Source organism: Paenibacillus sp. FSL P4-0176, from assembly GCF_037975265.1.
GTDB classification, from domain to species: domain Bacteria; phylum Bacillota; class Bacilli; order Paenibacillales; family Paenibacillaceae; genus Paenibacillus; species Paenibacillus amylolyticus.
Genome location: NZ_CP150242.1, coordinates 322,508 through 342,851, shown reverse-complemented (window position 1 = coordinate 342,851; position 20,344 = coordinate 322,508). Strand labels below are relative to the sequence as shown.

The 20,344-nt window shown below is 45.4% G+C and carries 23 protein-coding genes; 8 read left to right on the top strand and 15 right to left on the bottom strand.

Going from position 1 to position 20,344, the window contains the following annotated elements; all coding sequences use genetic code 11:
* Window positions 1-276 precede the first annotated feature (276 nt).
* A complete protein-coding gene (locus tag MKY95_RS01625; protein WP_076320402.1) occupies window positions 277-921 on the top strand; it encodes a GntR family transcriptional regulator in 645 nt (214 codons plus the stop codon).
* A gap of 58 nt (window positions 922-979) precedes the next feature.
* Here the strand turns inward: MKY95_RS01625 and MKY95_RS01620 are convergent, their stop codons facing one another.
* Complete coding sequence (locus tag MKY95_RS01620; RefSeq protein ID WP_076320401.1) at window positions 980-1,714, bottom strand: class I SAM-dependent methyltransferase; 735 nt, start codon at window positions 1,712-1,714, stop codon at window positions 980-982.
* 164 nt (window positions 1,715-1,878) lie between these two features.
* On the opposite strand from MKY95_RS01620, the gene MKY95_RS01615 reads away from it, so the two are divergent.
* On the top strand, window positions 1,879-2,226 hold the full coding sequence (locus MKY95_RS01615; protein WP_074093127.1) for a hypothetical protein: 348 nt from the start codon (window positions 1,879-1,881) through the stop codon (window positions 2,224-2,226).
* A 246-nt stretch (window positions 2,227-2,472) separates the two neighbouring features.
* On the opposite strand, the gene MKY95_RS01610 is transcribed toward MKY95_RS01615, so the two are convergent.
* The 4 genes from MKY95_RS01610 to MKY95_RS01595 all read right to left on the bottom strand — a co-directional run bounded on the left by MKY95_RS01610 (window position 2,473) and on the right by MKY95_RS01595 (window position 4,660).
* On the bottom strand, window positions 2,473-2,700 hold the full coding sequence (locus MKY95_RS01610; protein WP_017691121.1) for a cold-shock protein: 228 nt from the start codon (window positions 2,698-2,700) through the stop codon (window positions 2,473-2,475).
* 188 nt (window positions 2,701-2,888) lie between these two features.
* The gene (locus tag MKY95_RS01605; RefSeq protein WP_017691122.1) at window positions 2,889-3,089 is read right to left on the bottom strand and encodes a cold-shock protein; all 201 of its coding nucleotides are present in this window, start codon (window positions 3,087-3,089) and stop codon (window positions 2,889-2,891) included.
* A gap of 395 nt (window positions 3,090-3,484) precedes the next feature.
* A complete protein-coding gene (locus MKY95_RS01600) occupies window positions 3,485-3,721 on the bottom strand; it encodes a hypothetical protein (protein WP_076320400.1) in 237 nt (78 codons plus the stop codon).
* A 150-nt stretch (window positions 3,722-3,871) separates the two neighbouring features.
* Entirely contained in the window at window positions 3,872-4,660 is a 789-nt protein-coding gene (locus tag MKY95_RS01595; protein WP_076320399.1) for a CPBP family intramembrane glutamic endopeptidase, read from the bottom strand.
* A 304-nt stretch (window positions 4,661-4,964) separates the two neighbouring features.
* Here MKY95_RS01595 and MKY95_RS01590 point away from each other — a divergent pair, with 304 nt between their 5' ends.
* On the top strand, window positions 4,965-5,636 hold the full coding sequence (locus tag MKY95_RS01590) for a phosphatase PAP2 family protein (protein WP_051447060.1): 672 nt from the start codon (window positions 4,965-4,967) through the stop codon (window positions 5,634-5,636).
* 134 nt (window positions 5,637-5,770) lie between these two features.
* Here the strand turns inward: MKY95_RS01590 and MKY95_RS01585 are convergent, their stop codons facing one another.
* Window positions 5,771-6,550, bottom strand: a complete 780-nt coding sequence (locus MKY95_RS01585; protein ID WP_036607966.1) for an AraC family transcriptional regulator — start codon at window positions 6,548-6,550, stop codon at window positions 5,771-5,773.
* 112 nt (window positions 6,551-6,662) lie between these two features.
* Here MKY95_RS01585 and pyk point away from each other — a divergent pair, with 112 nt between their 5' ends.
* Window positions 6,663-8,078 carry a pyruvate kinase gene (gene pyk / locus MKY95_RS01580; protein ID WP_076320398.1) on the top strand — a complete coding sequence of 472 codons (1,416 nt, stop codon included), beginning with the start codon at window positions 6,663-6,665 and terminating at the stop codon, window positions 8,076-8,078.
* A gap of 140 nt (window positions 8,079-8,218) precedes the next feature.
* Here pyk and MKY95_RS01575 read toward each other — a convergent pair whose 3' ends face one another.
* Both MKY95_RS01575 and MKY95_RS01570 read right to left on the bottom strand, forming a co-directional pair.
* Window positions 8,219-9,748: a PAS domain-containing protein gene (locus MKY95_RS01575; RefSeq protein ID WP_076320397.1), complete on the bottom strand. Its 1,530-nt coding sequence runs from the start codon at window positions 9,746-9,748 to the stop codon at window positions 8,219-8,221.
* A gap of 177 nt (window positions 9,749-9,925) precedes the next feature.
* Window positions 9,926-10,375: an SRPBCC family protein gene (locus tag MKY95_RS01570; RefSeq protein WP_076320396.1), complete on the bottom strand. Its 450-nt coding sequence runs from the start codon at window positions 10,373-10,375 to the stop codon at window positions 9,926-9,928.
* Window positions 10,376-10,573: 198 nt separating this feature from the next.
* Here MKY95_RS01570 and MKY95_RS01565 point away from each other — a divergent pair, with 198 nt between their 5' ends.
* A complete protein-coding gene (locus MKY95_RS01565) occupies window positions 10,574-11,311 on the top strand; it encodes a WecB/TagA/CpsF family glycosyltransferase (RefSeq protein WP_036607975.1) in 738 nt (245 codons plus the stop codon).
* A gap of 94 nt (window positions 11,312-11,405) precedes the next feature.
* Here the strand turns inward: MKY95_RS01565 and MKY95_RS01560 are convergent, their stop codons facing one another.
* Window positions 11,406-11,939, bottom strand: coding sequence for an MOSC domain-containing protein (locus MKY95_RS01560; protein WP_076320395.1), 534 nt, complete (start codon window positions 11,937-11,939; stop codon window positions 11,406-11,408).
* A gap of 257 nt (window positions 11,940-12,196) precedes the next feature.
* On the opposite strand from MKY95_RS01560, the gene MKY95_RS01555 reads away from it, so the two are divergent.
* The 3 genes from MKY95_RS01555 (at window position 12,197) to MKY95_RS01545 (ending at window position 14,098) form a co-directional block, all read left to right on the top strand.
* Window positions 12,197-12,562 (top strand): DUF1304 domain-containing protein, encoded by a 366-nt coding sequence (locus tag MKY95_RS01555; protein ID WP_081745883.1) that lies wholly within the window; start codon window positions 12,197-12,199, stop codon window positions 12,560-12,562.
* Window positions 12,563-12,638: 76 nt separating this feature from the next.
* Window positions 12,639-13,478 carry a DUF4261 domain-containing protein gene (locus MKY95_RS01550; RefSeq protein ID WP_081745884.1) on the top strand — a complete coding sequence of 280 codons (840 nt, stop codon included), beginning with the start codon at window positions 12,639-12,641 and terminating at the stop codon, window positions 13,476-13,478.
* Window positions 13,479-13,738: 260 nt separating this feature from the next.
* Entirely contained in the window at window positions 13,739-14,098 is a 360-nt protein-coding gene (locus tag MKY95_RS01545; protein WP_036607981.1) for a hypothetical protein, read from the top strand.
* Window positions 14,099-14,246: 148 nt separating this feature from the next.
* On the opposite strand, the gene MKY95_RS01540 is transcribed toward MKY95_RS01545, so the two are convergent.
* From MKY95_RS01540 to MKY95_RS01515, 6 genes are all read right to left on the bottom strand, one after another.
* On the bottom strand, window positions 14,247-14,756 hold the full coding sequence (locus MKY95_RS01540) for a GNAT family N-acetyltransferase (protein ID WP_051447063.1): 510 nt from the start codon (window positions 14,754-14,756) through the stop codon (window positions 14,247-14,249).
* Entirely contained in the window at window positions 14,753-15,280 is a 528-nt protein-coding gene (locus tag MKY95_RS01535; RefSeq protein ID WP_036607984.1) for a hypothetical protein, read from the bottom strand. The genes MKY95_RS01540 and MKY95_RS01535 overlap by 4 nt, the downstream gene beginning before the upstream one ends.
* 331 nt (window positions 15,281-15,611) lie before the next feature.
* The gene (locus MKY95_RS01530; RefSeq protein WP_076320394.1) at window positions 15,612-16,619 is read right to left on the bottom strand and encodes a LacI family DNA-binding transcriptional regulator; all 1,008 of its coding nucleotides are present in this window, start codon (window positions 16,617-16,619) and stop codon (window positions 15,612-15,614) included.
* Window positions 16,620-16,745: 126 nt separating this feature from the next.
* Window positions 16,746-17,552: a 5-deoxy-glucuronate isomerase gene (gene iolB / locus MKY95_RS01525; protein ID WP_074093115.1), complete on the bottom strand. Its 807-nt coding sequence runs from the start codon at window positions 17,550-17,552 to the stop codon at window positions 16,746-16,748.
* 111 nt (window positions 17,553-17,663) lie between these two features.
* Window positions 17,664-18,716 carry an inositol 2-dehydrogenase gene (iolG, locus tag MKY95_RS01520; protein WP_036607993.1) on the bottom strand — a complete coding sequence of 351 codons (1,053 nt, stop codon included), beginning with the start codon at window positions 18,714-18,716 and terminating at the stop codon, window positions 17,664-17,666.
* Between the two features lie 69 nt (window positions 18,717-18,785).
* Window positions 18,786-20,261, bottom strand: a complete 1,476-nt coding sequence (locus MKY95_RS01515; protein ID WP_244661184.1) for a CoA-acylating methylmalonate-semialdehyde dehydrogenase — start codon at window positions 20,259-20,261, stop codon at window positions 18,786-18,788.
* Window positions 20,262-20,344: the final 83 nt, after the last annotated feature.

Below are 20,344 nucleotides of genomic sequence, written 5' to 3'. Positions count from 1 at the left end.
TATACAATATACATAATACAATATATGGACTTATATGTAAGTAATACTAACAAACATTCTGGTTTATCACAATCATTATTTAAACATTTATACGCTTTAATTCCATAAAATGTGCTATATATAACATGGCATTTACATCGGCTGAAACATGAAGTTTGCTTGCCCAACTTCCCCCTCGGTGTTAAGATGATAAAAACTTGAAACTCCTGAACGGCGCGTACAGTACGGCCTCACACCCATCTATTTATTCACTATACATAGAAAGGAGGATTCGGTATGGAGTTACCCAAATACCGGTCCTTGAAAGATCACGTATACGATTACATTGCCCAGAAGATCCAGGACGGAACCTTGCTTCCCAACCAGAAGATCAACGAGGCAGAAATATGCAAAAAGCTGGACATCAGTCGCACGCCTACTCGGGAGGCGCTTTTCCAGCTGGCTTCAGACAATCTGCTGCAATACATCCCGCGCAGGGGATTTATTGTCACTCCTTTTGATGCAGGCAAAAAACTGGAATTCTCCCAAGCGATCGGTGTGCTGGAGGCACTCGCTGCCACACTTGCAGCAGACCATCTCAGACCATCAGAACTTATGGAGATGGAAACTCTGGTTGTTCGAATGGACGAAGATATCAGCCAGCTTGATCTTGCTGCCTACAACAAAAACCAATATCAGTTCCATAATCTGTACATTCAGCGATGTGGTAACGCCACAGTCATTGAGATGTTAAACACATTGAAGAACAGTTTCATCCGGCAGTCGTATGTTAGTGATAATAAACCAAAGCTATCTGAGGTACTGCTCGAAGTTAATGAGGAGCACCGGCAAATTTTAAGTGCTTTTCGAGCCAAGGATAAGAACCAACTGGAAGCCCTGCTCAAACATCACTGGCGGATTATCGACAACGATATGCTGTAGTACGTTCTGTCAGAACAAACCAAAGGCAACCCACACGATTGTGTGAGTTGTCTTTTTCCTATTTTTCGTTTTTGACCTCCAACGGTGCCCTAGCCGCAAAAACAGCATATCCCAACTTTTTGCCGTATTTCGCGAGCAAACGATCATTGGTAAGACTCATACGCTGCATACGTTCATCCTCAAACCAATTCATATCGATCTCGCGATGTGGATCATGATCAACGCTCCATTTTGCCATGGATCGCGAATGTTCTTTGACCTCTACCTTGGTGAAACCACACTGCTTGAGGCGTTTTCTCCATGCTGTGGCCGTTACCAGGGTTCGTATACCGTAAAATTGCTTTAACCTACGACACATCAATTCGGTCTTCTGGCCTGATAGAACCATCTCCCGATCCACTAAAAGTCCTCCGGGCTTCAACACCCTTCTATACTCAGCAAGTGCACTCCGCCATGGGGTGAAGATCGTGACCGACTCCACAAATACCACGTCAAAATGATTTTCCGGAAAAGGTAACGATGTTACATCAGCCTGAACAAATCGAACATCCACCCGTTCTCGTCTCGCTCGCCGAACTGCCTTATCCAGCATATTGCGATGAAGATCAATCGCAGTTACCCGATATCCACTTTTAGCCAGGTAACACGCAGTCCTCCCAGTGCCGCACCCTATCTCAAGAATATGATTACTCACAGGCAGAGATAAGCCATCCAGCAACTTCAATGTTGCCAAAAATCCTCCAGGATGGGCACTTCCCTCCCCTAACCGAGCCAGCATGTCATGATAATCCACGCGACATCCCCTCCTCACTTCTCCCAGTGTATGGAGTAGATTCAAAAACGGCTCCTCCCCATTCGATTTTCCGGGTACTCGTCCATACCAATTGGTCTTCTTTTTACTATGATATACAAACCGTTGAATTCAAGCGGCAACCGCATCTAATGAGGAGGATTTGCATGTACAGAATTAATCGGGTATGTGAAGAAACGGTTTCTCCGCACGTTGGACGTTCCGTTTGTCTCGTTATGAACGACGGTAAGCATATGTATGGTACGCTTAGTCAATGTCGTGATGGCAAAATTTATTTGAACGGGTGTTTCGAGGGACCACGGCTGTGTTCAGTCAAATCCAAACAGCAGCTGGTAAAAAGCAGCAAGAAAAACGCTGTTGCAACAAAAAAAGTTAAATCTTCGGCCTACGGTCGATATGGTTACGGAGGATACGGTGGGGGTTACGGCTATGGAGCAGGAATCGATCTGGCTCTGGTAGCAACATTGTTTCTGCTGCCGTTCCTGTTCATCTAAATTCCAATCTGATCGTTGTAAAAATTATAGTCATAACAAAGACCCTTTTTGCTTATAGCAAAAGGGGTCTTTATCTTTTTCATACGATTCACGTCAATTACACTATATTTACTGTTAAAAAATGATACAAAAAAAGGCATTCGCCAAAACGAATGCCGGGAACTTCATATTTAATACCCTTACCTTCGCACAGGGTGTCTATTTAATCTTAAAAAAAAACACCTCGTTAGAGGCGGGTAAGCTATGTTAAATCCGATTTCCTTTAGGCATCGTTTTCAGATTACTATTCGAATTCTCAAGCAATGGTAGCATCCTAGTCGTGCTGACCATCTCAGAAGCACATATCGGACAAGTAGGTACGTTATCAAACGCAAAATTGTCCCGCATCCATCCTTTGCACGTATCACTCGTACATTCCCAGATTGCCGCATCAGCTTGTGGAATTTCTTCCAACGGTTTTTTGCGATTATACATGACTTCTACCCCCTTTGTTATGGAAAAACATCTAACCGACGTTATTTCACAGAAGCCTACACTTAGCGGAAGTTTCACGTCCCACCGGACTCCTGCCTCGTCAACTAATGGGTCGACTTTTATATAACTGATCAAAAAAAAGAAGCTGCCTTTACCATTTTAACATGTTAAAGGCAGCTATGCTTTAATTACAGTTTTACAACTTCTTCTGCTTGAGGACCACGGTTTCCTTGTACAATTTTAAATTGTACGCGTTGACCTTCGTCCAGAGTTTTGAAGCCGTCGCCTGTAATAGCGCTGAAGTGTACGAATACATCTTCTCCGCCTTCAACTTCGATGAAACCGAAGCCTTTATCAGCGTTGAACCATTTTACTGTTCCGTTTTGCATGTGAATTACACCTCCAAATAAAAATTAACATGTTCCTTTGTTCTTTGCAGCAAGCAAATAAAAATTCACACATTGAAAAAGGTACCAGTCATAAACCTATAAGTGATCGCCCTTTACAATATATGAATTAGGTTTTCCACTCTCTACAACTTGTTTTTATTATAACTCCAATTCAGCAAAAAAGCAAATCTTTGTATTTTCTTTTCAAACAGCTTTGGAAATACATGTTATTAACACGCGCGGGGACAGGGTTTATCACACTTATGTGTGTGGCCGCTTATGTACGGTCTTATGAAAGGATATGCAGATCTAATCCATCTTATACATTTTTTATATAACATTCTGACATGCATATCCAACACAACCAATGAATCATCTTACTCCAGTATAACACACTATGTCCATGCCCACATAAATGCATCCCGATCCCAGGCGATCTGCCCACGATGAAGCTTTCGGAAAGCTTTCTTCACTTCCTTGGACAATGATGTATTGCCGTTCTCGTTCACAAAAACAAACTCTTCACCAAAATGGATTTTCACATATTCTATGGCAGCTTCCTGATGAAGTGTTCCTGTGAATTTAATCTCCTGTACCATCCATTCTGCTACGCCTTGTGCTGTCTTCTCCACAATATCACCTACTGTCTGAATCTAATGTACGGATAGGCAGACCTCGTATCATGAACATATCTGTCTTCCCGCCAGACTGAAGTATACCATGATCCAACTGCTGACGGGAAACTGTATGATAACTACTTTCAAGCAATACCCGCAATACCCTTAATGAACAACCGTATTCGCTTGCTCACTCCCTTTGGATGGAATAGACGAATTTGTTCGAATGCTCCACACTAACCATGCACAGTAAGCAATCAGTACTGCCAGTATAAACAGATCGTAAGGAAGTGTACCTGTGTCCTCCAGATCATTCCCTAGAAATTGAATCAGATTATGTATGAAATGAAACAATATAAGCGGTACGATATTTAAGTTCTTCAGCATCAATAACGCCAGTACAGCTCCCAGGAGCAGCGCATAGATCAATTGTATGATCGTATCCGTCGTATCCTGACCAGACAATGCGTTCAATAGATGTGTGATGGAAAACAAGATGCTGGAGGTCACAACTGCGGCCACTGCACTTTTTCGAAGCAATATTTTGAAAATAAGCCCCCGATAGATCGTTTCCTCAACAAAAGCTACGAGCAAGGTAAAAAAGATGAAAAAGGCTACTCGTGACAAGCTCAGCTCCCCAAATCCTTTCAGGGTAAGTGTACCCAGTACAAGGAGTAGTGGAATATAATACTTTGCGTGGCCAGCCGGGATACTTCGCAAAGATCGGAAGCCAGTCTCTCCCCACTTGCGTCTTAACGTCAGATAGATCATCAGAACAATGGCAATGGGTGTAAAAGAAATGAGTACAGGGGAAGTGTAGTCCAGTTGTTTTATCGTTGCAATGGCCCCTGCTGCAAATACGGCTAACAGAAGAAGCAGCTCAATAATCACAACGGTGAGCACAGGTTTGCGCTTGGAAAAGGAATGTTTTGGCTTGGATTGCGCATTAATCATACATTTACCTACCTCGTTTCATTTATGTTCTCCGTTGTCATAAGAACTTATATGCCAATATAGTTGTATCACATCATCCGTATATTGAATATTCCTATTATGGATAAAACTATAAAAGTAACAAAAAAGAGACTTATCCTGACTTCTTTTCCCCTAAAATCAGGTATGGCTTATACCTTTATCTGTCCATTATAGTATTACAAGAGTTCAATGCTGCAGGGGTGTGGCGACTCTTCAGCGTCTTATATCTATGAAGTACCCATAACGATAGTTTCACAATGCATAATGAAATCAGGGGGATACTATGAAAGCATTCTTTCAGCGCTGGGGGCATTTACTGGCTATTCTGTGCATACCGCTCCAAGGCTCCATTTACGTATTTCTAGGCAGCAACACCGGAAGTGATGTCTTCTACAATTATGCTTGGATTGACACACAGATTCCTTTTCTCAAAGAATTTATTTATCCGTACATTAGCTGGATGCCCATTCTGTATCTTGGATTTCTCTATCTGGGTCTGACGAACAAGTCGCTATTCTGGCGTACGTTGATTACCTATAATGTTGGTGTCATGGCTGCCAATGTCTGTTTTGCGGTGTTTCCTACCCATGTCCCGCGCCCGGAGATCGGCGGAACTGATCTGAGCAGCGTGTTAGTACAGTTTATCTATACCAATGATGCGCCCTTCAACTGTTTCCCAAGTGTTCACGTTCTGACCAGCTACTTGCTGTTTATTGTGATCAACAGACACTTGAACTTTAAGCCTTTGGCACGGATTTCTTGGTCGGTATGGCTGTGGTTGATTATTGCTTCAACGGTGTTTGTAAAACAGCATTCCTTGCTGGACATCGCTGGAGGCATTTTGTTTGCTGAGGGAGCGTATTGGACTGTACATGTCTTTGCTCTTCGTCTTGGGCAGGCACGAAAAAAAGGCAAGCAGCCACTCACAGCCTCTAACCCAAGCAGTCATGTATAACGACATATATATATGTAACAGGTGGGATGATGATCCTGCTATACAGCAAAAGAGGGCATAGGCCCTCTTTTTTTGTACTCATTGAATTAAACCTACTTATATAGAAGAACTTTATTTGGGTTGGAGTACGCGTTTCATGCTATAGGTGGACGTTCATGAAGAAGGTCAGACGGTGGACTTCCGGTTATACGTTTGAATATGCGGTAAAAATAAGACAGGTCCCGGTAGCCGAGAAATTCGGCAATTTCCTGGATGGAGAGTTGTGACTCAGTGAGCAGATATATGGCTCGTTTCATCCGTTGATCATGGACATATTGACTGATGGTCTGATTTGTCATGCTTTTGAATAATGCGGCAGCATAATTGGGAGTTTTATTGATCTCGTCCCCGAGTTCTTCCTTCGTCACTTTCTCCCGATAATGCCGCTCAATATATCGCTTCATCCGTTCAACATGATTATGCCTCTCCGGCGGGATAACTCCACGATCAAGCTCCCTGTTCATATAAATCAACACTTCCATCAATAAGGCTTGGCTCATCATGACATAATAAGACGGACGCTCCTGCCATTGTTGATAAATAGCGCTCATGCGTTGATGGATCAGCTCATAACATCCAGGTTTATGCCGCAAAGCCTCATACCGTTCCAGTGCAGGCAGAGTTTCAGTATGGTCGCGTTGCAGTTGAATTACAATCTGTGTGTGCGTTACTGTAGGAATACTCTTGCCGTAATATGGGGTACCACCTGGAATGAGGAGCAATTCACCCTTTTCCATGATCTGTTTATCACCGTTCACCCAATATACACATTTTCCATAAGTAACCAAACTAAGCCGCCAAGTTTCTTGAGATTGCACAGCTTCTTCGTACCAACCGACACCATTAATATGTCGTACTTCAAGTGGAGTGACCATAACACACCTCATTATCGGACTATACTCTAATCATTGTACTATAGTTCATACCCTGATTCGACAGAAAACGCTACAATACACATATAAGCTTAAATATGAGGAGGAAATTAGCATGTTAAAAACAAAAATTATTTGTACCATGGGACCTGCTTGTGACTCAATCGAATTGTTAAAAGTAATGATTCAGGAAGGTATGACCGTTGCCCGTCTGAACATGGCTCATGGCGAACTGGAAGATCACGTTACACGCATTAACAATATCCGCAAAGCAGCTTCCGAACTGAACACCTATATACCGATCATGATGGACATCAAAGGGCCGGAAGTACGTATCGGTAAACTGAAAGAAGCATCCTGCCATCTGCAAGCGGGTAAAGAACTGATCCTGACTACCGAAGAAATTCTTGGTGACGCTGAGCGTATCTCGGTAAACTATCCGGAACTGAACCTCGTTGTGAAACCTGGCGATCGTATCCTCATCGATGATGGCCTTGTGGATCTGACTGTACTGTCTGTGGAAGGATCCGATATCCATTGTAAAATCATCAGTGGCGGCATTCTGAAACCACGCAAAGGGGTTAACTTGCCAGGAATCAAAACGACATTGCCAGGTGTAACCGAGCGTGACGTTATGCACATCGGATTTGGGGTCGAAAACGATATCGAAATTATCGCAGCATCCTTTGTTCGTAAAGGCGACGACATCCGTGAAATCCGCAGCATTCTGAAAGAACGCGGTGTAGAGCACGTACAGATCATCTCTAAAATCGAGAATCAAGAAGGTATGACTAATCTGGACGACATCATCTTGGCTTCTGACGGTATCATGGTAGCTCGTGGAGATCTCGGTGTTGAGGTGCCAATCGAAGACGTACCAATGATGCAAAAAGAAATGATCGATAAATGTAACCGCGCTGGTAAACCGGTTATCGTAGCTACACACATGCTGGAGTCCATGCAAGTGAACCCACGCCCTACTCGTTCCGAAGTTAGTGACGTGGCCAATGCTGTACTTCAAGGTGCTGACGTTGTGATGTTGTCCGGTGAATCAGCTGCTGGTAAATATCCGGTACAATCCGTGCGCACGATGGCTGCTGTTGCTCGCCGTGCCGAAACAATGATTGATTACAAAGAGCAATTCGCACAAAAATCGGCTCAACAGATCGCTGATATTACTGAAGTTATCAGTCAGGGCGCTGTAAGTTCTTCCCTCGTACTGAATGCAAAAGCAATCATCACTTCGACTGAGAGTGGATTCACAGCACGTATGATCTCCAAGTATCGTCCAAAAGCACCAATCATCGCAGTTACACAACATGAAGAAGTATTGGCGAAAATCTGCCTGCTCTCAGGTGTCATTCCGGTTATGGGCGACAAAGTAACGACAACGGATGAAATGTTCGAATCGGCTACGCGTAACGCAATCAAAACTGGTTACATTGAAAAAGGTGACATCATTGTATTGTCCGCTGGTGTTCCAATCGGTCAATCCGGTAATACAAACCTGATCAAAGTTCAACAAGTTTAATTCAATAGCTGAAACTGAAGCTATACATTTTAGCTATAAAATAGAAATACAAAAAACCACCGGGAGCAGAAATGCTTCCCGGTGGTTTTTTGTTGATGTTGTTGCCAATGATCGTGATGTTACAACAAACGGCTTCGAGATTATAGATTCCTCGAGTAATTAACCAGATCCTGTGACATGGTGTTGATCTCATCCATTGAAGCATTCACCTGTTGTGTCAGAGCAGCTTGATTTTGCGTTAACGTGGACATATTACCGATGTGCTCAAGAATCTGATCAATCAATGTTTTCATTTTCTGCATGCTATCTTCGATATTTACTGTGGCCTCCGAACTGTGATCAGCCAGTTTCCGCACTTCACCTGCAACGACGCCAAATCCCAGTCCCAGCTCTCCCGCTCGTGCAGCTTCAATGGCTGCATTCAACCCCAGCAGATTGGTCTGACTGGCAATCTCTCGAATAAACACGGTGATATTCTTCGTATCATCTGCACTGCTTTTCACTTGAATGGCCGCATCGGCGGATAACTCCTGTGCAGTAACCAGATCCTGTGCCTGATCGGTGATCGAGTTGATTCCACGTACCATCTCGCCAATGGACTCCGACAATTGTTTTGTTTTCAGATTCATGGCCTCCACGATCTGTTCCTTATTCTTCTCATGGGTAACATCTCGAATGGTTCCAGCTACACGGAGTGGTACTCCATCCTGATCCCGAATGGTCTCCCCACCCGCGTGATACCACCGATACTCCCCGTCTTTGCGCTGCAGACGATAATCCAGATCGTACGGCGTACGACCACTGTAATCGTTCATGTGTCTGGCAAATTCGTTGATCGTCCGATCATGGTCTTCCGGATGAAGTCGGCTGCTCCAGCTGCTGAACACATTCGGGAAATCCTGCTCGTCTTTAAACCCTAACTCTTTACGGAACTGGGGTGACCACCAAAATTCATTGTTTGGATTAACTACATCTCCAGCCACAACGGTCATATCCCACGGTGCCTCCACCAAGGCGCGGTTAACCAGATCATATCGGGTGACGAGTGCTTCCAGCTCATCAGACTTGCTCTTCTCCTCATGAATATCAAACATGATGCCCAGAAGTTTGACCGGAACTCCAGCCTGATTTCGGATGACTTGTCCAAGGCATCGGAACCAGCGAATTTCTCCACTTTTTGTAATCATACGGCTGATGACGTTATAGGCAGTTGTTGCTTTTGTGTCATTCACATGTTTCATAATCTCCTGCACCAGTTGGGGTCTGTCATCCGGATAGATCGATTTGGCCCAGCTTGCAAATGAATCGGGATAATCCTTGGCATTATGGAAGCCTAACATTTGGCGGAATTCATTCGAAAATGCGACGATATTATTGTTATCCAGTGGATCACCAGCAACAATTTTTGATTCCCATAATCCCACATTCATTGCCTGATTCAGCATTCTAAGGCGCATTTCCACGTCTTCGTTCTGAGCTTTCATCATATGTACTGCTTTTTTGATATTACTAGCTATTTCATCAGTATCCTGAAACTCAATGCCATCTTCAATCCATGCGTCATAGTCGCCCTTTTCTGCGTTTGCTACCAGTTTACGACTATACTCCAATAATCTCTGATGAGTATCTGTACGAAGGTGTTTGGTCGATTCAGTACGTTTACGAAACATGCTCATTTCTCCTCTTAGCTCATATGATATATATTTCGACATTATCAGACATTAAGTGTAGAGCAATGGTCTTAATTTTGTATAAAAACAAGAACCAGCGCTGAAACAGCACTGGTTCTTATATTAATTGCCTTTATTTTTTATGAAAATAAATCTTAAATGACTACCTCTTCCCAGCTACCAGCCAAAATTCAGTGTTTTCCCCGTCTCCACCCAAGTTTTGATACTGCTTAGAATCATCCACCAGCTGCTCTGTGCATTCGCAATGGAAGGATGGTTATCTGTAAATTGATCATTGATCAGCGTCAGCTTCGTACACTCACCTACAGTTTCCAACTGGAAGACCACTCTGGATTGAAGCTCGGCATGATTCGCATGGTACGACGGTCCGGGATGCTCCTGATAACTAAGTTTGGACAACGGTTCAAATTCCAATATATCTCCATACACATGGACAGTCTCCGCACCATCATTGCCCGGCCCTACATAAGCAAACGGCTGGCCTGGTTGGAAATTGGTGCGAAGTTCACTGCCGAAAAAGCTGTTCCGTGTGCCGTCTGGTGATATTAGAGCATTCCACACCTCTTCCAGTCCAGCATTGATATAGAATTCATATTTCAGTTCCATGGACTCACTCCCTTTATGTATTGGATACGCGATCTGCCAAGCTCGCACTCCTATCCTATCGTTATACCCCAAAGGCCGTATTGTAAAAACGCGACAACAGGTAAAATAGTCCTTTTCCAGAAGATCAGATATACTAAACTGGAATGAAATAACAGGTCTGTTCAAGGTAATGCGACTAATTAAGAAAGGTAATGAGATATGAGCCAATCAACCAATATTATGGGTATCCCTTTTCCCAATGTCACGATGGATCAAACCGTTGCGATCCTTGATAAAGTCGTAGATCAGGAAAGCAATGAACTCTTCCATGTCATCACAGGTAATCCCGAGATTGTTATGTCCTGTCAAAAGAATGCATCTCTTCGGAAAGTCGTCGATCAAGCCGGGTTGGTCACAGCTGACGGTGCCGGTATTGTGATGGTATCCCGTTTCCGCGGCGGACAATTGACTGAACGGGTAACCGGTTGTGATCTGCTGTTTCGTTTATTAGAGGAAGGTGATCAAAAACACTGGTCATTCTACATGCTGGGAGCAGAGGAAAGCGTCAGTGAACAGGCAGTAAAGATCATTGCGCAGCGTTACCCCGGAGTTATCGTAAAAGGTAGACACCATGGTTATTTCCAGGCAGATGAGGAACAACAGATTGTGGAAGAGATTCGTACTGCTCAACCAGACTTTCTTATCGTGGCTCTTGGCGCCCCCCATGCGGAACACTGGATTAACAAGTATCGCCACCAGTTGAACGCTCGTGTAGCCATAGGTGTTGGAGGCAGTCTCGATATCGTGGCTGGCAAAACCAAACGTGCCACTGCGATATGGCAGAAGCTTAACCTGGAATGGCTCTATCGCCTCCTCAGTCAACCTTCGAGATGGCGCAGGCAACTCATTTTACCCCGTTTTGCTGTGCGGGCATTGTTGTTCAGAGAACCTAAATAATGTGAGATGAGCAGTACACCAGAGGAATACTTACACTCTAGACATCCGCATGGTGAGCGCCGAGGGCTGATCAATTAGAAACCTGTCCTGAAAATCAGGACAGGTAAATGACTTCTATGGTATCCCCCGTATGAATTACACCCTCCCGTTCAACCGAGCACACGATTCCACGTTTTTTGCGCGCCGCAGGCACGAATTTTTTGCGCAAACCGTCCTGTTCGTAGAATTGTTCAATCATTTTTCCCGGATGTACACAGGGAAGGTTCTCTCCTTCGCATATTAACCCTGTCCCGTCTGGAAATAGGAGCCGCGTTCCAGCAGGCAGTTCCGTCAATCGATCAATGCCACGGACCAGTATATTGGCACCAAGCCACTCTGGACGCACTTCAGGAATGTTCATTTTCTCAGCAATAAGAGCACATTCTTCCTCAGACACAATACTGATCTGGCGGCGATTCGCAATCGGTGTGCCACGCTTGTAGATTTTCTGACGTGAGTCCGCCGGACGAAGCAGACCATAATGACGGTCACCCGGAATTCCTGCAAGCTCAATGTCGATAAAAGGTACAACTCGGGTCACAAATGTGGATGGATCATCAGCCAACATGACGAATTGAACTGTTCCCATAGTAATCTCCTCCCTTTCCTGAGCAATATTACTTCTTTATTGTTCATTATTACCCAATGAATGGATTGTCGACAATCGGCGTATGCTTAGCTTTGTAACCATTTTTTAATTTCAACATCATAACTCAACTGGAAAACAATAAATAATTTAAATAATACGCAATTAAATTGTTACAAATCAAATTTGCTCTTTCCGTTCTTGTTGCAAACATTTATACTAGGATGGACAAGTAAATAAATTACATATCAGAAAGCAAGGTGTTTCCTTTGATTAGTATCATTTTTGTAGCTCTTGTAGCTGTCGAACACTTCTATATCATGGTGATGGAGATGTTTATGTGGACTCGTCCACGCACAATGAAAACCTTTAATCTCACGCCGGAATTCGCCAAATCCACCAAATCCCTTGCGGCCAATCAAGGCCTTTACAATGGATTTCTTGCGGCAGGTCTGATCTGGGGACTCGTATATCCGGATGCTGCCGTTGGACAGCATATTCAGATTTTCTTCCTGGCGTGTGTGATTATCGCGGCTCTTTATGGGGGAGCAACTTCTTCACGTTCCATCATTATCAAACAAGGTTTGCCTGCGATCATTGCGTTGTTGCTCGTTCTGTTCCTGTAATTTCTGTCGAATGGTGCATTGCTTCGATTCATGTTAACTCCTTTATGGTAAGGTAGTGAATAGATAGCAGTGTACAATGACCAGAATCGTTCTGGAATTGGAAGGAGAACATGTCATGGGATTGTTTGACAAGCTTCGGCGGCGCAAAAAGGAGAAAGTACCTGCAGGTGGTGCTGTCGAATCGACGAATTACAGTGAAACCATCGTGGGTTTTGTCCTGCTGGAGCGTGAGGATTGTGATTTTGACCTCTTCATCAGGAACATGAAGAACGAATGGGATATCGAGATTGAAGAACGCCCAGAGGAGGGCAATCTCTTTTTCGAAGTGAATGGAATGCAGGTAGTATGTGCCCACATTGCCGCGCCTGTGCCTGACCGTGAAGTTGAGGAGAATGCCAAACTCAATATCCTTTGGCGAGAAGCGGAGCAAGTTACCTCACGGCACCAGTCTCAGATTATTGTCTCTGTTCTGAACGCAACAGATGCAATTGAAGGACATGTTCTGTTCACTCAAACAGCGAGTGCTTTGTTACAGTTGGATCACGCGCTTGCCATATACATGGCCCCACTTGTTGTTGAAGCCAGTCAGTATGTCGAAACCAGCCGTGGGATCAAACATGATGAGTTGCCAGTCTCGCTCTGGATTTTCATCGGATTATTCCAAAATGCCGAGGCCGCTTCAGCTTACACTTACGGACTACGTAACTTTGGAAAAGAAGAGATGGAGATTATGCAATCGTCTGAATCCTTAAGCGATGTATTTGAGATGATGTTCATGACCACAACGTATGTTGTTGAGAACGACGTCACACTACATGACGGGGAAACACTAGGCTTCTCGGCAGAACAAAAGCTGAGCATTTCCCTTTCCAAAGGTGTAGCAACGGAAGGTAACAGTTTGAAGATTGGCTTCTAATTTACGTAGGATTTTCAATTTATCATGTTACAGTTATAGAAGCCGTCTGGAGTTCATTCTCTGGGCGGCTTTTAGCTATTTAACCTTCCTTCCAAAGAAGATATGATAACAATCCCTGAATTTAACTTCCCTAGGAATAAGTAGTCCATAAGAACCACTTAATTATGAATTTAGTTTTCATTCTCGTTATAAAAAGGTATAATTAATAGGCTTATAGTCTCATATATTACATATTATTTTATTATCGAGGAGTTGCCTACATGTCTGTTAGACGTTTGGATTCAACTAAACCTATTATTGAAATTATCTGGGAAGGTATTGTTTCTCCTGAACATGTCGAACAAACGAATACAGAAATCCAGAGAATAGCGGAACAATTGGGGAATTCGTTTGATGTGCTAGTAGATATGCGGAACATGAAGGCTTTCCCTCAGGACACCAAAGAGAAAATTGTGGAACACCAGAAACTACTGACACAGTGGGGGATGAAGCGAGCTAGTGTAGCCGTAGGTGGTGCGATCGCCAAAATGCAATTGAATCGGATCTCCAAAGAGTCCGCGCACCAGACTGAATTCCAATGGGAAACGTATGATGAGGCTTTGGCATTTTTGTTGAAATAATATTGAAGTGCTACGGACTTAGTATAATAAGAGAGATACCGATGCTGTACATGGCACACAGAAAGAGGCGTTCCCATGAGGAAACGCCTCTTCTTTTGCAGTTCCACGTGGTTTACTCAGTTTTGCCAGTGATCCGAACGCTCATCATTTAAGATTCAAGTTTACTAACACGCACCATCGTTACTGATGTACCATTTAAGGACTCCTCCACAAATCCTAACCGCTTATATAAGCGAATCGCTTGGTTATCCGGGTCAACACTGAGCGAGACTGCTGCAATTCCCCGCCGTTCAACCTCATCTAATGCGGTCTGAAGCAGTAAAGTACCTACTCCTTTTCCACGTGCATCTTCCGTTACAGCCATCCCCATCTCTGGCGTAGCTGCACTCACATAACCGTATCCCGCATTCTGATCCGTATAGAATCTTAATGTTATTGAACCTAGTCTCTTGCCCTGCTGGTCAACTGCAACATACCCGAAATCCCCTTCTCTTCCCCAGTCTTCAACGTATTTGGACAGTCCGGGAGTATGAATACTTTCGATTGGAAAAGGTTCATCACCTTCTCTTCTATGCAGGGATGCGTATAACATCTCCCACAGAAAGGGGATATCCTGTTCTTCAATAGGGCGTACATAATAGTTGGATATGATGGTCATGTTTGCTCCTCCTTCAGCTTTTCAAAAAGGCGGTCCATCTCATTCAGATTAAACTCATTGGTAATCTCGTAGTCCTCAAATTTGTCTCTCGTTTTTGCCTCGCTGTAGATTGAGATGGACTTTTCATTATAAAACGTCAGTCCAAATCCATCGGTAAAGCGACCTTCTTTATTAATGGTAAGTCGCCACTCATAGTAATGCGGATTCCTTTCGGAAACGTCGAATTCCCCTACTCTTTTAAGATCAACATCCTTTAATAGCTTCAGCATATCTCTAATCTTATTGGGATCTGTAATCGTCACTTCATCATCTTCATTATACGGTTCATTGTCGGAGATTTTCCTAATCGTCAGTCGATCCAATGTATCCAGCATCGTCATATGATTTGTGACCTCTGCTCGAAACGTCGTGTGTTTGCTGGGGATATACTTAGTATATTGACCAGAGGTATACATACGCACTGCAATAGCTAAAAAAACAATAATTATGGAGATACCCATAATCATCTTGATTTGTCTACTCATCCCAATCCCCTCTCTAGATCTACATAAAACATATAAATTGGTAATTATTGATATATCCCAGTATAACATCTCACTCCTTCTGTTCCAATGTCATTTCTTATCTCTGGTCCCTCAATTACGATGACGTTTTGGGCTACACTAAAAATTAAAGATTTAAATGAACAAGCCGCGTTCTCCCATAGGGTAAACGCGGCTTGTTTGTTACTTTGTTATATTGTTTTATTACCTATTCAGAACGAGGTAAGACGATAACACTTATCCCGAGCCATGAATATGACACTCGTAGACTTGGCCTCACGTCTGTTCAGCGTACGCCGAAAACTATTTGTTTTCAGCTCAATACACGACCTGCTGATTCTCGGATAACCAGCTCGGGCTTCAGGACAATCTTCTGCGGTTCTTTTCGCTCATCCTTTAACTCTTCAATCAACAGATCTACAGCGCGATGTCCCAGTTCTTCAATTGGCTGGGCAACGGTCGTAAGCGGTGGACTGGTCACCGAAGCCAGAATGGTATTATCAAACCCGATAATCGACACATCCTCTGGTACGCGTAGCCCCAGCTCTTTGGCTGCCTGAAGTGCACCAATGGCCTGAATGTCATTACAACAGAACAAACCTGTCGGGTGATCCTTCTCACCGAGCAGCAGTAACGCCTCTTTTTTGGCCGAGCTCAGGTCAGCTGCCGATTCTCGGATTTGATTCGGTTCCAGCGTATGGCCTGCCTTAATCAGTGTTTCACGGAATCCACGTACACGTTCCTGACTGCTGCTGACTTTGGACGGTTCCGACAGAACTGCTACACGGGTGTGTCCAAGTTCAAGCAGATGATCGGCTGCGAGTGCTCCGCCAAGTATGTCGTCAATAGTGACCATATGTACCGACAGGGATGGCATATGACGGGCAATCAGAGCAACAGGGATAGACTGCTGCAAGAGGGGTGACAAAATTTCTGCATTATCGACCCCGGTTCCGATCATCATGCCATCGACCCTTTTTTGCTGGAGCAGATTCAGGTAACGCTCTACCCGCTCGTCCTTATTATCCGTACTGCAGATGACCACGCTGTAACCCAATTGACGGCTTCGATCCTCCACGGCTCTTGCGAGTTCTGCGAAATAAGGGTTTGAGATGTCCGGTACGAGCAGCCCCAATGTATACGTCTGCTTCCCTGTAAGTGCAGCTGCGATCGCACTGGGTTGATAGTGAAGGCGTTCCATGATCTCCATAATCTCAGCGCGCCGCTTCTCGCTGATCTTGCCTTTGCCATTAATGACCTGCGAGACGGTTGCAATGGATACACCCGCCTCGCGTGCTATATCGTATATGGTTGCTTTCATTGTTGTTCCCCATTTGTGCTATATATAAGTTTCGTTATACATAGATAATTGTTCTCTTCTCATTATGCAGGGGGAAGTCTGCATACGCAACTTGAAGCCAGCACAATGTGCGTAGCATGAACTGTTTTACTTTTTCATCAACCACTCATGGTCAGGATCGTTATGGAATTTCCAGGTCCGGGTTGGTCCAGCCATCACGTTCAGATAGTAGACCTCATACCCCGGAGGAGCGCCTACCGGATGATATCCGTCCGGAACAAGCACCACTTCACCGTTTTTCACTGCTAGCGTCTCGTCCACAGAACGATCGTCCGTGTATATGCGCTGAATGGCAAATCCCTGCTCAGGCTGCACACGGAAGTAATACGTTTCTTCCAGCAAAGATTCATCCGGGAGAGCGTCCCGATCATGCTTATGTGGCGGGTAACTGGACCAATGCCCATCTGGCGTGAATACCTCAACAACGAGCAGACTGTCCGCTTCTTTTTGTTCCGGCAAAATGTTGTGAATCTGGCGTTCCAGATTGCCATATCCTCGTGCCTCTACCCCTACATCTTCGGGTGCAATGAGACGAGCCGGGTACGTGCCTTTACCGGGTGCAACACATATAGCGATTTCCAGTTCGGTACGTGCTGTGATCTGCACTTGATCGGAAGTTGAGACGTAGACCGAATACGGTGGAATTTTCTCGAAAACACTCATTCTTTTTCCGATATTATCCCATGTGTGCTCCCGGGTACTTACATTGGCGAAACCACTGAGAAGCACCACACAGAGTTCCTGATCACCGCTCTCACGGGTTAGCGTCTCCCCCTCCGCCAGCTTCGCTACCTGAAAGCCAACATATTCCCACCCCGCCGACTCCGGTGTTACGTTTATAAGTGTACCGTCTCCCTCCGGGTTGACCACGGGTTTCACAATACGTTCTGACATCTTGCCATCCACTCCTTTCTGTAGTCGTCCACAACAACCTGATACTTATAAAAAACAAAAACTTGGACCATTCTTACGCTCTATTAGAAAAAAGTGACTTTAATCATCCACCTATGGCGTTGCCGTTTGCGATTCCAGTGACACCCCAGGGACTTCACTCAGCTTCACAGGTCTTCCCCGCTCCATGGACATTTTTGCTGCCAGTGCAATTCGTTCTGCCTGTACTGCATCATGGCCATCAACGATAACCGGTGTATCATGAATGATTGCATCGATAAAGAGGGCTGTCTCCTGTACATATGCTTCATTGTAGCGTTCCAGGAAAAAGTGTAACGGTTTGTCGCGCATGAGCCCGGCCGCTGTACTGATCTCAGCCGTATTTGGATGATCATTCGCCGCTGCGGCGCTGCCCTTCGAGCCAAATACTTCAACACGCTGATCGTATCCGTATACTGCCTGACGGCTGTTATCAATAACACCAATCGCTCCATTGGCAAAAGTCATCGTTACAATCGCTGTATCCACGTCACCATGTTCCGCAAAAACCGGATTGATCAGCACGTTGCCCTGAGCGTACACTTCTTCCACTTCACTCCCGGACAGATAACGGGCCATGTCAAAATCGTGGATCATCATGTCCATGAAGATCCCGCCAGACACCCGGATATACTCCGCAGGCGGTGGACTCGGGTCGCGAGACGTAATTTTGATAATATGTGGATCACCAATCGTACCATCCTGCACATGCGCACGTATCCGTCTGAAATTGTGATCGAAGCGGCGGTTAAATCCAATTTGCAGCTTCACGCCAGCCTTCTGAACTGCCGCTACCGCCGCTTGGGTCTGTGCCAGATCCATGCTGACCGGCTTCTCGCAGAAGATATGTTTGCCCGCCTGGGCGGCCTGTTCGATCAGCGGCACATGTGTATCTGTTGAAGAACAGATCAGCACCGCGTCTACATTAGGCATCGAGATCAACTCGCTGCTGTTCGTTGTTACAACAGGGATGCCACGACTGGAGGCCCAAGCCTCCAATTCAGGACCTGCAAATAAGTCACTGATTCCCACAATCTCGGCATGCGGGTTACGCAGGAGATTGTCTGCATGAATTTTGCCGATCCGTCCAGCACCGATGATGCCAATTCTCACTTTGTCCTTGCCCATTCCGTTATCCTCCCTATGTGCGTCCATATGGGCTGGGCGTTCCCCTTAGCCCGAGTGATGCTCTGGTTGTTACCAGCGCGCCGTTACCATCTTCTTGCGAGTGTAGAATTCAACACCATCCGTACCATTGGCATGTAGATCACCATAGAAGGACTTTTTCCAACCGGAAAACGGGAAAAATGCCATTGGTGCAGGTACGCCCAGGTTAATACCCAACATGCCCGCATCAATCGTTTCACGGAATTGACGCATACTCGCCCCGCTGCGAGTGAACAGACACGCCCCGTTGGCAAAGTCGGAACGGTTCGCAAGCTCAACGGCTTCCTCCAGCGTAGACACTCTTGCCACCGAGAGTACCGGAGCAAAGATCTCATCCTGCCAAATTTTCATATTGCTATCAACTTGGTCGAATACCGTAGGCCCTACAAAATAACCGGATTCACCTGTCGCCTGATCCTTACGTCCATCCCGAATCAATGCCGCGCCTTCCTGCTCTCCGGCTTCAATGTAACTGAGTGTACGCTCTTTATGTGGTCCACGGATGACAGGACCAAGGAACACGCCCTCATCCATGCCGTTACCAATGGTAATGCGGTCTGCCGCTTCCACCAGCTTTTGTACCAGTTCGTCAGCCACATCACCCACAGCTACAACAACCGCACATGCCATACAACGCTCCCCTGCTGAACCAAAAGCTGCACTGGTAATCTCTTTCACGGTTAGATCCAGATCGGCGTCCGGCATAACGATGGAGTGGTTTTTGGCACCAGCCAGTGCCTGTACCCGTTTGCCATGCTTGGATGCAGTGGTGTAGACGTATTCAGCTACAGGTTGTGATCCGACAAAGGAGATCGCTTGAACATCCTTATGTTCCAGCAACCCGTTCACGACATCATGCGCACCGTGAACGATGTTGAGCACACCGTCAGGAAGCCCCGCTTCCTTGAACAGCTCTGCCAGGCGGCCTGCCAGCAGCGGTGTGCGCTCGGACGGCTTCAAGACAAAGGTGTTACCACACGCAATAGCCAGCGGGAACATCCAGCACGGCACCATCATCGGGAAGTTGAATGGGGTAATCCCCCCAATTACACCGATTGGGTAGCGGTACATGCCCGACTCCAGTCCTGTAGCGATGTCAGGCAGTTGTTTGCCCATCATCAGATTCGGGGCACCAGCCGCGAACTCGACGCATTCAATGCCACGCAATACCTCGCCATACGCTTCGGCATAACTTTTACCGTTCTCCAGCGTTACCAGGCGGGCGAGCTCCTCCCAATGTTCAACCAGCAACTGCTGGTATCGGAACAGAATACGTGCACGGCGTGGAACCGGTGTGCTGCTCCAGGATTTGAACGCTTCTCGTGCTGTCTGAACCGCCAGATCCACGTCCGCTTGTTCGGACAATGGCACATGTGCAATAACCTCTTCTGTAGCCGGATTCACCACTGGCTCCGTGCGAGTTGACGCTGGGGTTACCCAGGCACCTCCGATCCAGTTTTGTACCATTGTCGCTGTTGCAGACGCTTCAGAAATTCCTTTTCCCATAGCCCTGTCTCCCTTCGCTTATGTGTGATCCCTTATGTTGAACTTATATGATTGATGTTGATCTGTATGAGTGTGTTATTCAA

What these genes read in the sequence shown, in the direction of transcription:
- MKY95_RS01570 (WP_076320396.1), bottom strand. Translation starts at nt 10,375, where the DNA reads ATGGAACTGAAATATGAATTCTATATCAATGCTGGACTGGAAGAGGTG.
- MKY95_RS01610 (WP_017691121.1), bottom strand. Translation starts at nt 2,700, where the DNA reads ATGTATAATCGCAAAAAACCGTTGGAAGAAATTCCACAAGCTGATGCG.
- MKY95_RS01595 (WP_076320399.1), bottom strand. Translation starts at nt 4,660, where the DNA reads ATGATTAATGCGCAATCCAAGCCAAAACATTCCTTTTCCAAGCGCAAA.
- MKY95_RS01560 (WP_076320395.1), bottom strand. Translation starts at nt 11,939, where the DNA reads ATGGGAACAGTTCAATTCGTCATGTTGGCTGATGATCCATCCACATTT.
- MKY95_RS01530 (WP_076320394.1), bottom strand. Translation starts at nt 16,619, where the DNA reads ATGAAAGCAACCATATACGATATAGCACGCGAGGCGGGTGTATCCATT.
- MKY95_RS01540 (WP_051447063.1), bottom strand. Translation starts at nt 14,756, where the DNA reads ATGACCATCATATCCAACTATTATGTACGCCCTATTGAAGAACAGGAT.
- MKY95_RS01590 (WP_051447060.1), top strand. Translation starts at nt 4,965, where the DNA reads ATGAAAGCATTCTTTCAGCGCTGGGGGCATTTACTGGCTATTCTGTGC.
- MKY95_RS01585 (WP_036607966.1), bottom strand. Translation starts at nt 6,550, where the DNA reads ATGGTCACTCCACTTGAAGTACGACATATTAATGGTGTCGGTTGGTAC.
- MKY95_RS01535 (WP_036607984.1), bottom strand. Translation starts at nt 15,280, where the DNA reads ATGAGTAGACAAATCAAGATGATTATGGGTATCTCCATAATTATTGTT.
- MKY95_RS01625 (WP_076320402.1), top strand. Translation starts at nt 277, where the DNA reads ATGGAGTTACCCAAATACCGGTCCTTGAAAGATCACGTATACGATTAC.
- MKY95_RS01565 (WP_036607975.1), top strand. Translation starts at nt 10,574, where the DNA reads ATGAGCCAATCAACCAATATTATGGGTATCCCTTTTCCCAATGTCACG.
- pyk (WP_076320398.1), top strand. Translation starts at nt 6,663, where the DNA reads ATGTTAAAAACAAAAATTATTTGTACCATGGGACCTGCTTGTGACTCA.
- MKY95_RS01545 (WP_036607981.1), top strand. Translation starts at nt 13,739, where the DNA reads ATGTCTGTTAGACGTTTGGATTCAACTAAACCTATTATTGAAATTATC.
- MKY95_RS01515 (WP_244661184.1), bottom strand. Translation starts at nt 20,261, where the DNA reads ATGGGAAAAGGAATTTCTGAAGCGTCTGCAACAGCGACAATGGTACAA.
- MKY95_RS01615 (WP_074093127.1), top strand. Translation starts at nt 1,879, where the DNA reads ATGTACAGAATTAATCGGGTATGTGAAGAAACGGTTTCTCCGCACGTT.
- MKY95_RS01550 (WP_081745884.1), top strand. Translation starts at nt 12,639, where the DNA reads ATGACCAGAATCGTTCTGGAATTGGAAGGAGAACATGTCATGGGATTG.
- MKY95_RS01605 (WP_017691122.1), bottom strand. Translation starts at nt 3,089, where the DNA reads ATGCAAAACGGAACAGTAAAATGGTTCAACGCTGATAAAGGCTTCGGT.
- iolG (WP_036607993.1), bottom strand. Translation starts at nt 18,716, where the DNA reads ATGGGCAAGGACAAAGTGAGAATTGGCATCATCGGTGCTGGACGGATC.
- MKY95_RS01575 (WP_076320397.1), bottom strand. Translation starts at nt 9,748, where the DNA reads ATGTTTCGTAAACGTACTGAATCGACCAAACACCTTCGTACAGATACT.
- iolB (WP_074093115.1), bottom strand. Translation starts at nt 17,552, where the DNA reads ATGTCAGAACGTATTGTGAAACCCGTGGTCAACCCGGAGGGAGACGGT.